Genomic DNA, 12,347 nt, shown 5'->3' with positions numbered 1-12,347 from the left:
TCCGGTCACATCAACTGACCGAATCCCACATTCGGTCACCGGGCGGCGGGGTTGGGCAGGTCACCGGGCGGCGGGGTCGGACGGATGACCGGACGCGTCACCGCCGTTTGCGACGGCCGGTGCCGAACAGCGATCGGGAGATCTCCCGGCCCGCGACGGTGGCCGCGGATCGCAGGAAGCTCTTGACGGCGCTGTTGTCGAGGATCTTCTCGACCGCGCTCGGCTCGTCGGGTGCGGGCGGCGGCAGATCCGGCAGGTCGGGAAGCGCGGGCGGCAACTCCGGTGCCGGTTCGGACTGTGGCGCCAGCCGCGCCGACAGCACCTCGTACGCCGACTCCCGGTCAAGCGTCGCACCGTACTTCGCGTGCAGCGGGCTCGCGGCCGCCGCGGCGCGGATGGCGCCCTCACCGATCGTGTCCATCAACGACCGCGGCGGCGGGATCTTCGCCCACGCCACCGGGGTCGGCGCACCCTTCTCCGACAACACCGTGACGATCGCCTCGCCGGTGCCGAGCGAGGTGAGTGCCTTCTCGAGGTCGTAGTGCTCGGTCTTCGGGTAGGTGCGGACCGTCTTCGTCAGGGCCTTCTGGTCGTCCGGTGTGAAGGCGCGCAACGCGTGCTGGATCCGAGCACCGAGCTGCGAGAGCACCGCGTTCGGCACATCCGTCGGCAGCTGGGTGCAGAAGAACACGCCGACCCCCTTGGACCGGATCAGCTTCACGGTCTGCTCGACCTGCTGCAGGAAGGCCTTCGACGCGTCCGCGAACAGCAGGTGCGCCTCGTCGAACACGAACACCAGCTTCGGCTTGTCCACGTCCCCGACTTCGGGCAACGTCTGAAATAGGTCCGCGAGCACCCACATCAGGAATGTGGAGAACATCACCGGCCGCGCCGCCTGCGCGCCCAGCTCGAACAGCGTCACCACGCCACGCCCGTCCGGCGCGACCCGGAGCAGGTCCGCGGTGTCGAATTCGGGCTCCCCGAAGAAGGTGTCGCCGCCGTCGGCCTCCAGGTTGACCAGCGCGCGCAGGATCACTCCCGCCGTCGCCGAGGACACCCCGCCGATGCCCTTGAGGTCGGCCTTGCCCTCGTCGGAGGTCAGGTGGGCGATCACCGACCGCAGGTCCTTCAGGTCGAGCAGCGCCAGGCCCCGGGTGTCCGCCCAGTGGAAGATCAGCCCGAGCGTCGACTCCTGGGTGTCGTTGAGCCCGAGCACCTTGCTGAGCAGGATCGGCCCGAAGCTGGTGATCGTCGCCCGCACCGGGACACCAATACCTTCGGTGCCGAGCGAGACGAAGTCGACGGGGAAGGCGGTCGGGGCCCAGTCCGCGACACCCGTCTCGACCGCGCGGGCGGCCATCTTCTCGCTGGCCTCGCCCGCGGCGGACAGCCCGGAGACGTCGCCCTTGACGTCGGCCATCACCACCGGGACGCCCGCCGCCGACAACTGCTCGCAGATGCCCTGCAACGTCTTCGTCTTTCCGGTCCCGGTCGCGCCGGCGACCAGACCGTGCCGGTTCAGCGTTGCAAGCGGGATTCGCACCCGCGCAGCGGAATCCACCTGCCCGTCGACGATCACCGTGCCGAGCTCGAGGGCGCCGCCCGTGAAGGCGTAGCCGGCGGCGATCTCCCGGGCAGCCGAATCGTCCTGCGCGGGTACACCACCCCCCTCCGCTGCGGTGGCCGCCAGGGCTGCCTCCTCCGCCGCCCTCGCCGCCTCCGCCGCGACCCGGGCGGCCTCCTCGGCCGCCGCCTTCGCCGTCGCGGCACGTTCCGCGAGCGCCGCCGCGTCCGATCCCGGATCCACCGTCATCCCCGCCTCCTCGATCGTCTGCCCACCCGACATCCGCTCCACCGCGAACCCTATCCGAGAAGGCGCTGACTACTGTGGATGCTCGTGCAGGACAAACTTGTGTGGATCGATTGCGAAATGACCGGGCTCCGACTCGGTACCGACAAGCTGATCGAGGTGGCGGCCTTGGTCACCGACAGCGAACTGAACATCCTCGGGGAGGGCGTGGACATCGTCATCCACGCCGACGACGCGGCCCTCGCGGACATGCCGGACGTGGTGCGGGAGATGCACGCCAAGTCGGGCCTGACCGACGAGGTCCGCGCCTCCGCCGTCACGCTCGAGGAGGCCGAGCAGCAGGTCCTCGCGTACATCCGCGAACACATCCCCGCGCCGGGCACCGCCCCGCTGTGCGGAAACTCGATCGCCACCGACCGCGGATTCCTTGCCCGTGACATGCCCGCACTCGACGAGTACCTGCACTACCGGATGATCGACGTCTCCTCGATCAAGGAACTGTGCAGGCGCTGGTACCCGCGGATCTATTTCGGTCAGCCGGAGAAGGGGCTCGCGCACCGCGCGCTGGCCGACATCAAGGAGTCGATCCGGGAACTGCAGTACTACCGGCGGACCGCGTTCGTCGCCGACCCCGGCCCCTCTACCAGCGACATTGCCGCCGTCGTCAAGGATCTGGTTGCCGAGTAGATACCGATTGGCGTTCCGGGCGCCGGACACGCTAGTATCGTCCACGCTGCTGACGCACGGCCCGCACGGGCGGCGCGTGGGACAGCAATGGTGACCGTAGTTCAGTTGGTAGAGCACCAGGTTGTGATCCTGGCTGTCGCGGGTTCGAGTCCCGTCGGTCACCCCGAAGAAAGGCCCCCGACTCCGGTCGGGGGCCTTTCTCGTTTCGTGCGTACCACCCGAGCCGATTCCCTCACGTCACAGCGAGACTGTGACGTGAGGGAACAGCGGGAGGGGGCGGTCACACCGCGGCGTTGCCCGCCTTCCAGGTCTCCCACGGGATGTTCCAGTCGCCGAGGCCGTCGACGCCGGACAGGGTGCCGCCGACGGTGTTCTTCACGATCGTGATGTCGCCGCGCTTGGTGTTGTCGTACACCCATTTTGCGTTCGCGGGACTCAGGTTCAGGCAGCCGTGGCTGGTGTTCGAGTAGCCCTGTTGCCCCACCGACCACGGCGCCGAGTGGAAGAAGATTCCGCTGTACGACATGCGGGTCGCCCAGTCGACCGGGGTGCGGTAGCCGTCCGGGGAGTTGACCGGCACGCCGTACGTGGACGAGTCCATCACCAGATGGTCGAAGCGGTCCCCGATGATGTAGACGCCGTTGTCGGTCGGGGTGTCGTCCTTGCCCATCGACGTCGGCATGGTCATCACGACCTGACCGTTGCGTTCGAAGGTGACCTGCTTGGTCGCGTCGTCCGCGACGGCGATCATCGCGTCGCCGATCCGGAACTCGGACCGCTGGTTCACCTGCCCGAACAGGCCGTTGCCCAGGTCCCGCCCGAAGACGTCGACATCGACGGTGACGGTGGTTCCGGGCGCCCAGTAGTGCTCCGGACGCCACCGAACCTCGCGGTTGTTGACCCAGTAGAACGCGCCGTCGACGGGAGGATTGGTGGTGACGGTGATCGCGTCCTGCGCGGCCGTGCGGTCGGGGATGTTCTCGTCGAACTGGACCGCGACCGGCTGCCCGACCCCGACGACCTCACCCTCGGTCGGCAGCACGTACGGCCTGGTGAGGTTGCCGGGCGAGCTGGTGGTGAAGTTCGACACCAGACCACCGGACCCGCCGAGCCCGATGGCGTCGACCTCGAGCCGGTAGCTGCCGTCGTAGCGGAGCGGCTCGGAGTTCACCCAGGACCGGCCGTCCGGTGCGATCGCGCCGGGCACCTCCGCTCCTGCCGCGTCGACCAGGACCACCCGGGACAGGGTGCCGTCCGCGACCCGCACCGCGACGGGTTCGCTCGGTGAGTGCCCGACCGCACCGTCCGCGACGGCCGATGACAGCTTCGGCTTGATGAGCTCGGTGACCGGGTTGACGTCGATCGCGGGCGCCGCACCCGCTTCGCCGCTCGAGGGAACCGTGCACCCCGACGCACCGAGCACCACGGCCGCCGCCCCCAGCGCGACCACCATCCGGAACTTCCTCACCGCAACCCCACTTCACACCGTGTCCTCGACGGGCCGACCCGATACCGACCGGGCGTGCTCCACCCGACCCCGCGGCAGTGATTTTGCCAGGCCTTTGCAGACCGACTCCCCCGGCGCCCCCGATCGACCCGTAACGTTCACATTGCAATCGCCCCTTGACCGGATCGCGTTACCCTCCGTGCGCCGTAATGCGACGCTGACCAGCCGATTTCACATCGGACGGGAAGTCCTGTTAATGTTCTCCTCGCACCGAGCGAGACGAACACCTCGCGAGACGCACCGGCGCCATTAGCTCAATTGGCAGAGCAGCTGACTCTTAATCAGCGGGTTCGGGGTTCAAGTCCCTGATGGCGCACCACACGACAAGGCCCCGACTGGTCCTCCGGATCGGATCCGGGGCCTTCAACGTGTCCCGTGCCGCGGCACACCGAGCGCCATTAGCTCAATTGGCAGAGCAGCTGACTCTTAATCAGCGGGTTCGGGGTTCAAGTCCCTGATGGCGCACCACACGAAAGGCCCCGGTCCTCTCGGACCGGGGCCTTTCGGCATCCGGGGGGACGGCCACTCAGCGGAAGATCTTCCGCAGCACCAGCACCGCCACCAGGGCACCCGCACCGAGCAGCGCGTACGTCACCGGCGGCTCGCTGACCTTCGCGACCAGCGCGGTCTTGGTGGTCTCGAGCAGGCGCTTGGGGTTGGCGCGCACACTCAGCTCGTCGAGGGTGGCGGCGAGCTGATTTCGCGCCTGCTCGATGTCGCGTTCGATGCTGTCGGTGTCCCTTGGCACGTGGACTTCCTCTCCTGGTCGGTCGTTCTCTGCCATGACCGTACCCGGAGCGGCCAAGTAGCCTGACGGTCGTGACCGACAACAACAGACTGACCCCCGGAGACCCCGCGCCCGCCTTCACCCTGCCCGACGCCGACGGCAACGAGGTGTCGCTCTCCGACTACCGCGGACGCAAGGTCATCGTCTATTTCTACCCGGCGGCGAGCACCCCCGGCTGCACCAAGCAGGCGTGCGACTTCCGGGACAGCCTCGCCGAATTGAACGGGGCGGGACTCGACGTCATCGGGATCTCCCCCGACAAGCCAGCGAAGCTCGCGAAGTTCCGCGACGCGGAGTCGCTGACCTTCCCGCTGCTGTCCGACCCCGAGAAGGCGACGCTCGCGGCCTGGGGCGCGTTCGGCGAGAAGACGATGTACGGCAAGAAGGTGCAGGGCGTGATCCGCTCCACGTTCCTCGTCGATGAGAACGGCGCGATCGCGGTCGCGCAGTACAACGTGCGGGCCACCGGGCACGTGGCGAAGCTGCGCCGCGACCTGTCCGTCTGACCCCGCTCCGGACCGGGTGAAGGGCACCTGGACCCGGTTCAGCGGGGCGAACGGCACCTTCACCAGGTGGGGTCAGGAGCCGAAACGCCGCAGGAACAGCGCCTCGGCGACCGCGAGGTTCTCGATCTCGGACGGGTCGACGCTCTCGTTCGGCGCGTGGATCAGGCAGCGGGGTTCCTCGACGCCGAGCATCACGATCTCGGCCCCGGGCACCTGCTCGGCGAAGACGTTGCACAGCGGGATCGACCCGCCCTGCCCGACGGTGCCGAGTGGTCGCCCGAACGCCTCCGCCATCGCCGCACCCAGTGCGGCGTACCCGGGACCATCGGTGCCCGCCCGGAACGGCGACCCGGTCTGTTCCGGCTCCACCGTCACCCTCGACCCCCACGGCGCGTGCGCGTGCAGGTGCCCGATCAACGCGTCCAACGCGGTCTGCGGGTCCATGCCGGGCGGGACCCGCAGGTTCAGCCGCGCGGAGGCGCGGGGTTGGATCGCCGCTGCCGATCCGACAACCGGCGGGCAGTCGATGCCGAGGATGGTCAGCGCGGGGCGGGCCCAGACCCGGTCCGCCACCGTCCCGGTCCCGGCAAGGCCGACGCCGTCGAGAACCCCCGCATCGGTGCGGAACTGGGCTTCGGCGTAGGCGGCACCGTCCCAGGACTGGGTGGCGTCGAGGCCGTCGACGACGGTGTTGCCGTCCGCGTCCCGCAGTGACGCCAGCATCTGCACCAACGCGGCAAGCGCGTCGGGGGCCGGCCCACCGAACATCCCCGAATGGACCTCGCTCGCCATGGTCTCCACGTGCACGACGACGTTCGCGACCCCGCGCAGCGTCACCGTCGCGGTCGGCTCCCCGACCTCCGCGTTGCCGGTGTCCACGACGAGGATCATGTCGGCCTGGAACAGGTCGGGGCGCGCCGCGACGAGCGCCTCGAGCCCGCCGGTGCCCATCTCCTCGGTGCCCTCCGCGACGATCCGGATGCCGACCGGGAACGGAGTGCCCGATGTCCCCGACCCGCGCAGCGCGCGGAGCGCCAGCAGGTGCATCACGATGTTGCCCTTGCAGTCCGCGGCGCCCCTGCCGTACCAGCGGCCGTCGCGGTCGGTGAGTTCGAAGGGCGGCGTGTGCCATGCAGTTTCGTCGCCGGGCGGCTGCACGTCGTAGTGGCAGTAGAGCAGGACCGTCGGGGCTCCCGGCGGCCCCGGCTGGTGCCCGACGACGGCGTTCGAGCCGTCCGCCGTCTCGATCAGTTCCACCGACCCGACGCCGGCGGCGACGAAAGCGTCCCTGACCCAGGTCGCTGCGGCGAGGCACTCCTCGGGCGGGAACTGCCGCGGATCGGCCACCGATCGATACGCCACCAGCGTCGCGAGTTCCTCCCGTGCCGTTGGCATCAGCCGCCGCACCGCATCGCGGATGTCCGCCCCCATCGTCAGGTCCGACACGTCCCGCTCCTCCCGTCGATCACTTCTCCGTCACCAGCTTCAGGTCCGCGAGCAGCCCGTCGAAGTCGGCGAGCCGGTCGGGGCAGTACACCTCGAGCACCAGCCGCTCGCCCGCGAGCCGGTCGCGGGTGGCGAGAATGGGCCGCTGCCCCGGACCGGGTGCCCCGCTGACGATCTGCTGGTCGAGCAGGCCCGCACGTAGTGCGCCAGCGGAGTCGGTGCACGCCGCTCCCCCGTCGGTTCCGAGGACCCGTGCGGTGGCGTCGATGTCGACTGGCTGCAGCCCGGCCGCCGAATAGCGTACGGCCAGCTCGGTGGCAAGGTTCTCCGCCCGCTCGTCGCTCCGGTCCGCGTTGAAGGCGACCAGCCCCCACACGGTGAGCCCGACGAACAGCGCGAAGGCGAGCAGGTAGAGGATCAGGTGGGTGTTTTCGGGTCGGCGGAACAGGTCGTCGCCCGCGGCGAGGTCAACCTCGTCGGACGGGCCGGGTTCCGGTGCGGCCGTGCTCATCTCACGCCTCCTTCATCGCGGTCAGTGGGTCGACGGTCACGTCCTGCTTCCAGGACGGTTTGCGCAGCGCCAGGATCAGCAGCGGCGCCCCGAGCCCGACGATGCCGAACCCGCCACCGACGATGAGCACGTAGACAACAACGTTGCCGCCGCCGAACTGGGACGGCGGGACGAATCCGATGAAGAAGGCGGCCGCGCTCGAGAGCAGCCCCACCCAGCACAGCAGCGGAAGCACGGGCGCGCGGTAGCCACGAGGATGGTCGGGCTGACTGCGCCGCAACCGCATCGCCGCGACGAACAGCAGCAGGTACACCACCAGGTACACCTGGGTGGTGATCACCGAGAGGATCCAGTACGCGCTCGACACCTCCGGGATGAACGCGTACAGCAGCGCGATCAGGGTGGTCACCACCCCCTGCGCGACGAGAATGTTCTGCTGGATCCCGTGCTTGTTGAGCTTCTGCAACACCGGGGGCAGGAACCCGTCCTTGCGGCCGATCATCAGCAGCCCCTTGGACGGTCCGGCCAGCCAGGTGAGCATCCCGCCGAGCGAGGCGGCAATCAACATCAGCGCGAGAATCGGTGTCGCCCAGCCGAACCCGAAGTGCGCGAAGAAGGTGTCGAAGGCCTGCATCACCCCCGCGGTCAGCGACAGCTTGTCCGCGGGCACCACCCAGCTGATCGCGATCGCGGGCAGGATAAAGATTGCGAGCACCAACCCCATCGCGACGAACATCGCGCGCGGGAACTCGAACGCGGGCCGCCGCAGACTGGACACGTGCACCGCGTTCATCTCCATGCCCGAGTAGGACAGGAAGTTGTTGACGATCAGCACCAGCGACGCGATGCCCGTCCACGCGGGCAGCAGCGCGGACGCCTCCATCGGCGCGGCGGAGGGATTGCCCTGGCCGAGGAAGACGACGCCCATCACGATCAGCAGCACACCGGGGATGAGGGTGCCGAGGATCAGCCCGGCACTGGACAGTCCGGCGACGGCCTTCATCCCGCGGGACGAGACGAACACCCCGGTCCAGAACAGGGTGACGATGATGATTGCGGTGTAGAGGCCGTTCGAGGCGAGCGACGGGTCGATCACGTACGCGAACGTGCTCGCGACGTAGGCCAGCAACGTCGGATAGTAGAAGATCGTCATCGCGAACTGGCACCACACCGCGAGGAACCCGGCCTTGTCGGAGATGCCCTCCGCGACCCAGCGGTAGACGCCACCGGACCAGCCGGACGCGAGTTCCGCGGACACCAGCGACGTCGGCAGCAGGAACACGATCGCGGGCACGACGTACAGGAAGACGCACGCGAGGCCGTACACCGCCATCGACGGCGACGAGCGGAGGCTGGCCACCGAACTCGTCGTCATCAACGCCAGCGCGATCCAGGTGATGTACTGCTGGCGCGGCCCGGTGGGCAGCACCCGCGCGGGGGTCGCGTCCCCAGTAGTGTCGACTCCCATTGGCTCCACCATCCCGTCGGACAGGCCGTCGTGAGTCCCGCACGGGCCGCGACAGCGCAGGCTTCACCAGCACTATCCGGCCTGCAGCCCGGGTCCGCAGCGCGGCAGCCCCGATCGTGACCCGATTTCACCCCGATCGGGTGAGACGTCGGGGCGCCGTCAGCTCCGCGCGTCGATCAGGGTCTGCACGCCGTCGAGGAGCAGGTCGAGGGCGAATCGGAAGCCGAGTTCGCCGGGGTGGGCTCCGCCGCCGTCGTCCTCGTCGAATCCGCCGCCGACCAGGGCGGCCACCAGGTGCGGGAAGCGCGCGGTGTCGATCAGTTTCGGCAGCAGTGCGCCGTAGTCGATCTCGTCGGTGGCCGCGCTCGCCATGTCGCTGGACAGCCGCGCCCGGCCGACGACGAACAGGGAGGTGGTGGTGACGACCTGCACCTTGACCATCTCCGATACCGGAACCGCCGCCAGTGCGCCGAGTCCGGCGTCGAGCCAGCGCAGATTGTTCGGACCGGTCGGCGGCGCGACGATCGGCAGCTGCAGCCACCACGGGTGGCGCAGCACCCGGGCGTATTCGGCCAGCGCCCAGGCATGCAGACCCGCGCGCCACGGCAGGTCGGGGTCGAGCGCGGGGGGTTCGCCGAGCGCGCGATCGGTGATCAGCTCGACCAGTTCGTCCTTGCTGTCGACGTAGCGGTACAGCGACATCGGCGTGAAGCCGAGTTGCTTGGCGAGCCGCGCCATCGACACCGCGGCGACCCCCTCGGCGTCCGCGAGCTCGATCGCGGCGTCGAGGATCTGCTCGAGCGTCAACCCCCGGCGCGGTCCGCGGCTGCCCGCCTCGACGAACCCCCAGGCCCTGCGCACCGTCCGGGGCAGGTCGTCGCCTGCTGTCTGCATGATTCGCGCGCTCCCGTCGTCGTGGACCTCTTGCGCTCATCCTAAAACTACGTATGGTCTACACAAAGCATACGCGATACACAGTTTCCGATCAGAGGAGCGCTGCCATGCCCCACGACGATCTCCCCGCCGCGATCGAGCTCCGCGGCCTGACCAAGCGCTACGGCGACACCACCGTGCTCGACGGCGTGGACCTGACCGTTCCGGCGGGAAGCATCTTCGCCCTGCTCGGCGCCAACGGCGCGGGCAAAACCACCACGGTCCGGATCCTGTCCACCCTCCTGCCGTTCGACACCGGCACGGTCCGCGTCGCGGGCCACGCCCTGCCGCAGGACGCCCGGTCGGTGCACCGCGCGATCGGTGTCACCGGCCAGTACGCCGCGGTGGACGGGCTGCTCACCGGACGCGAGAACCTCGTCCTCGTCGCCGAACTCAGCCACCTCGGCCGGGCCGAATCACGCAGGCGCGCCGCCGAACTGCTGGACCGTTTCGGCCTCGTCGACGCGGCCGACCGCCGCGCCGACACCTATTCGGGTGGCATGCGCCGGCGACTCGACCTCGCGATGAGCCTGGTCGCCGGGCCTCGGCTGGTGTTCCTCGACGAACCGACCACCGGCCTCGACCCGCGCAGCCGACGCGAGATGTGGACCGTCGTCCGGGAACTCGCGTCCGACGGGGTCACCATCGTGCTGACCACCCAGTACCTCGACGAGGCGGACGAACTCGCGGACCGGATCGCGGTCCTCGACGGCGGCCGGATCGTCGCCGAGGGCACCGCGGACGAGCTGAAGGCGCTGGTGTCCGGCGGCCATCTCGAGCTGCAGTTCGCCGACCCCGTGGACCTCGAGCGGACCGCGGCGGCCCTGCCCGATGCGTCGGTGCACGCCGACGCGTTGACCCTCACCGTGCCGACGGACGGCAGCGTCGCCTCGCTCAAGTCCCTGCTCGCTGGCATCGACGACACCGTCGCGGTGGACCGCGTCGCGCTGCACACCCCCAACCTCGACGACGTCTTCTTCGCTCTCACCGGCTCGCACCGCGACCCCGACGCCACCCCGACCACGAAGGCGGTATCCCGATGAGCACCCCCGTGCCGATCCGGTTCGCCGCAGGCCGCGACGCCGCCGTCATCACGCGCCGCAGCCTGACCCACCTGCTGCGCAGCCCGGACTCGATGATCACCGCACTGGCGCTGCCGATCGTGCTCATGCTCTTGTTCGTCTACGTCTTCGGCGGGGCGATCGACACCGGCACCGACTACCTCGACTATGTCGTCCCCGGGATCATCCTGCTGTGCGCCGCATTCGGTGCTGCGACGACCGCGGTCAGCGTCTCGTCCGACCTGACCGAGGGCATCGTCGACCGCTTCCGCACCCTGCCGATGGCGCAGTCGGCGTTCCTGACCGGCCATGTGCTCGCCAGCATCGCACGCAACCTGATCACCACGGCCATCGTGATCGGCGTCGCCCTCGCGATGGGGTTCCGGCCGACGACGGACCCGGTGCGGTGGCTCGGGGTCGTCGCGATCCTCGTGCTGTTCCTCTTCGCGCTGTCGTACCTGTCGACCGCGCTCGGGCTGCTCGCGAGGAACCCCGAGGCAGCGAACGGCTTCACCTTCGTGATCATGTTCCTGCCCTACGTCTCGAGCGCGTTCGTCCCCGCCGAGTCGATGCCGTCGTGGCTGCAGTGGTTCGCCGAGAACCAGCCGATCACCCCGATCATCGAGACGGTCCGCGGCCTGCTGATGGGCACACCCATCGGCGACAGCGGCTGGCTCGCGGTCGCCTGGTGCATCGTGATCGCCGGGATCGGGTTCGGGTGGGCGAGCGTGCTGTACCGACGTCGGGTCACGCGCTGACACCCGATTCCCGGTACCGACGGACACACAGAACCCCAGGGTGATCGAATCCGGTGCGCACGCCGGTTAACCTGGGTGAGTGGACGCCATGACCAGCAGTCGAGCCTCGCGTCGCGCGGACCCGGCCCTGGTGGCCGGTGCCGCCGATCCCGTCCTGGTTGGCGTCGCCGCCGACCCGGACGCACCGCAGGAACTGCTGCCCCGCAAGCGGCCGACGCAGGAACGCAGCCGGCGCAAGTTCGACGCCCTGCTCGCCTCCGCACGGGACCTCCTGACCGAGGTCGGGTTCGAGTCGTTCACCTGCGAGGAGGTCGCCTCCCGCGCCGACGTCCCGATCGGCACCCTCTACCAGTTCTTCGCCAACAAGTACGTGATCGTGTGCGAGCTGAACCGGCAGGACTTCGCGTCGGTCCGCGACGAACTCGAGCAGTTCGACGGGGTGATCCCCTCGCTGGACTGGCTGCGGTTCCTGGACAGCTTCGTCGACCACCTGGCGAAGCTGTGGACGTCGGATCCGTCCCGCCGGGAGGTCTGGCTGGCGATGCAGTCGACGCCGTCGACCCGCGCGACCGGCAAGATCAGCGAGAAGCAGCTCGCCGAGAAGATCGCGACGATGCTCGCGCCGCTGACGCCGCGCACCCTCCGCGACCGCCGGATCATGATGGCCGAGGTGCTGGTGCACGTCGTCTACTCGATGCTGAACTTCTCCGTGCAGGACGGGCAGTCGCATTCCGACGCGGTCGCCGAACTGAAACGGCTGATGGCCGCGTATCTCCTTGTTGCCGAGAAGGAGTCACGGACCAGCTAGGCACAACGGACGGGGCCCGCCGGTGGATTTCCGCCACCGGCGGGCCCCGGCCCTCGTGTAAGCGC

12 protein-coding genes and 3 tRNA genes are annotated in these 12,347 nt (G+C 69.2%); 8 read left to right on the top strand and 7 right to left on the bottom strand.

The window, feature by feature from the left end; all coding sequences use genetic code 11:
• Positions 1 to 97 precede the first annotated feature (97 nt).
• On the bottom strand, positions 98 to 1,813 hold the full coding sequence (locus tag ACFWPA_RS14290; protein ID WP_378570625.1) for a helicase HerA-like domain-containing protein: 1,716 nt from the start codon (positions 1,811 to 1,813) through the stop codon (positions 98 to 100).
• A gap of 84 nt (positions 1,814 to 1,897) precedes the next feature.
• Here ACFWPA_RS14290 and orn point away from each other — a divergent pair, with 84 nt between their 5' ends.
• The gene (gene orn, locus ACFWPA_RS14285) at positions 1,898 to 2,497 is read left to right on the top strand and encodes an oligoribonuclease (protein WP_378506442.1); all 600 of its coding nucleotides are present in this window, start codon (positions 1,898 to 1,900) and stop codon (positions 2,495 to 2,497) included.
• Between the two features lie 90 nt (positions 2,498 to 2,587).
• Positions 2,588 to 2,660: transfer RNA gene (locus tag ACFWPA_RS14280), tRNA-His, on the top strand.
• 117 nt (positions 2,661 to 2,777) lie between these two features.
• Here the strand turns inward: ACFWPA_RS14280 and ACFWPA_RS14275 are convergent.
• A complete protein-coding gene (locus ACFWPA_RS14275) occupies positions 2,778 to 3,950 on the bottom strand; it encodes an Ig-like domain-containing protein (protein ID WP_378570623.1) in 1,173 nt (390 codons plus the stop codon).
• 297 nt (positions 3,951 to 4,247) lie between these two features.
• Between ACFWPA_RS14275 and ACFWPA_RS14270 the strand changes: the two genes are divergently transcribed.
• Together ACFWPA_RS14270 and ACFWPA_RS14265 are read left to right on the top strand one after the other, a co-directional pair.
• Positions 4,248 to 4,323, top strand: a tRNA-Lys gene (locus ACFWPA_RS14270).
• Positions 4,324 to 4,396: 73 nt separating this feature from the next.
• A tRNA-Lys gene (locus tag ACFWPA_RS14265) sits at positions 4,397 to 4,472 on the top strand.
• Between the two features lie 58 nt (positions 4,473 to 4,530).
• On the opposite strand, the gene ACFWPA_RS14260 is transcribed toward ACFWPA_RS14265, so the two are convergent.
• Positions 4,531 to 4,752, bottom strand: a complete 222-nt coding sequence (locus tag ACFWPA_RS14260) for a DUF3618 domain-containing protein (RefSeq protein ID WP_378506441.1) — start codon at positions 4,750 to 4,752, stop codon at positions 4,531 to 4,533.
• Positions 4,753 to 4,823: 71 nt separating this feature from the next.
• Here ACFWPA_RS14260 and bcp point away from each other — a divergent pair, with 71 nt between their 5' ends.
• Positions 4,824 to 5,297 (top strand): thioredoxin-dependent thiol peroxidase, encoded by a 474-nt coding sequence (gene bcp / locus ACFWPA_RS14255; protein ID WP_378570621.1) that lies wholly within the window; start codon positions 4,824 to 4,826, stop codon positions 5,295 to 5,297.
• Positions 5,298 to 5,369: 72 nt separating this feature from the next.
• On the opposite strand, the gene ACFWPA_RS14250 is transcribed toward bcp, so the two are convergent.
• The 4 genes from ACFWPA_RS14250 to ACFWPA_RS14235 all read right to left on the bottom strand — a co-directional run bounded on the left by ACFWPA_RS14250 (position 5,370) and on the right by ACFWPA_RS14235 (position 9,616).
• On the bottom strand, positions 5,370 to 6,728 hold the full coding sequence (locus ACFWPA_RS14250) for a dipeptidase (RefSeq protein WP_378570696.1): 1,359 nt from the start codon (positions 6,726 to 6,728) through the stop codon (positions 5,370 to 5,372).
• Positions 6,729 to 6,762: 34 nt separating this feature from the next.
• Complete coding sequence (locus ACFWPA_RS14245) at positions 6,763 to 7,254, bottom strand: hypothetical protein (RefSeq protein WP_378570619.1); 492 nt, start codon at positions 7,252 to 7,254, stop codon at positions 6,763 to 6,765.
• Position 7,255: 1 nt separating this feature from the next.
• Positions 7,256 to 8,722, bottom strand: a complete 1,467-nt coding sequence (locus tag ACFWPA_RS14240) for an APC family permease (protein WP_378570617.1) — start codon at positions 8,720 to 8,722, stop codon at positions 7,256 to 7,258.
• A 159-nt stretch (positions 8,723 to 8,881) separates the two neighbouring features.
• Positions 8,882 to 9,616: a TetR/AcrR family transcriptional regulator gene (locus ACFWPA_RS14235; RefSeq protein WP_378570615.1), complete on the bottom strand. Its 735-nt coding sequence runs from the start codon at positions 9,614 to 9,616 to the stop codon at positions 8,882 to 8,884.
• A 107-nt stretch (positions 9,617 to 9,723) separates the two neighbouring features.
• Between ACFWPA_RS14235 and ACFWPA_RS14230 the strand changes: the two genes are divergently transcribed.
• From ACFWPA_RS14230 to ACFWPA_RS14220, 3 genes are all read left to right on the top strand, one after another.
• Positions 9,724 to 10,698 (top strand): ATP-binding cassette domain-containing protein, encoded by a 975-nt coding sequence (locus ACFWPA_RS14230; RefSeq protein ID WP_378570613.1) that lies wholly within the window; start codon positions 9,724 to 9,726, stop codon positions 10,696 to 10,698.
• Positions 10,695 to 11,474 carry an ABC transporter permease gene (locus ACFWPA_RS14225; RefSeq protein WP_378506435.1) on the top strand — a complete coding sequence of 260 codons (780 nt, stop codon included), beginning with the start codon at positions 10,695 to 10,697 and terminating at the stop codon, positions 11,472 to 11,474. Before ACFWPA_RS14230 ends, ACFWPA_RS14225 begins: the two co-directional genes overlap by 4 nt.
• Positions 11,475 to 11,562: 88 nt before the next feature.
• A complete protein-coding gene (locus ACFWPA_RS14220) occupies positions 11,563 to 12,282 on the top strand; it encodes a TetR/AcrR family transcriptional regulator (protein WP_378570611.1) in 720 nt (239 codons plus the stop codon).
• The last annotated feature ends 65 nt before the right edge of the window (positions 12,283 to 12,347 follow it).

Origin of the sequence: Rhodococcus sp. NPDC058505, from assembly GCF_042720095.1 — a bacterium.
Taxonomy (GTDB): Bacteria; Actinomycetota; Actinomycetes; order Mycobacteriales; family Mycobacteriaceae; genus Rhodococcus_G.
Note: the sequence above shows the minus strand (reverse complement) of the source record. Positions and strands in the feature narration are given on the sequence as shown.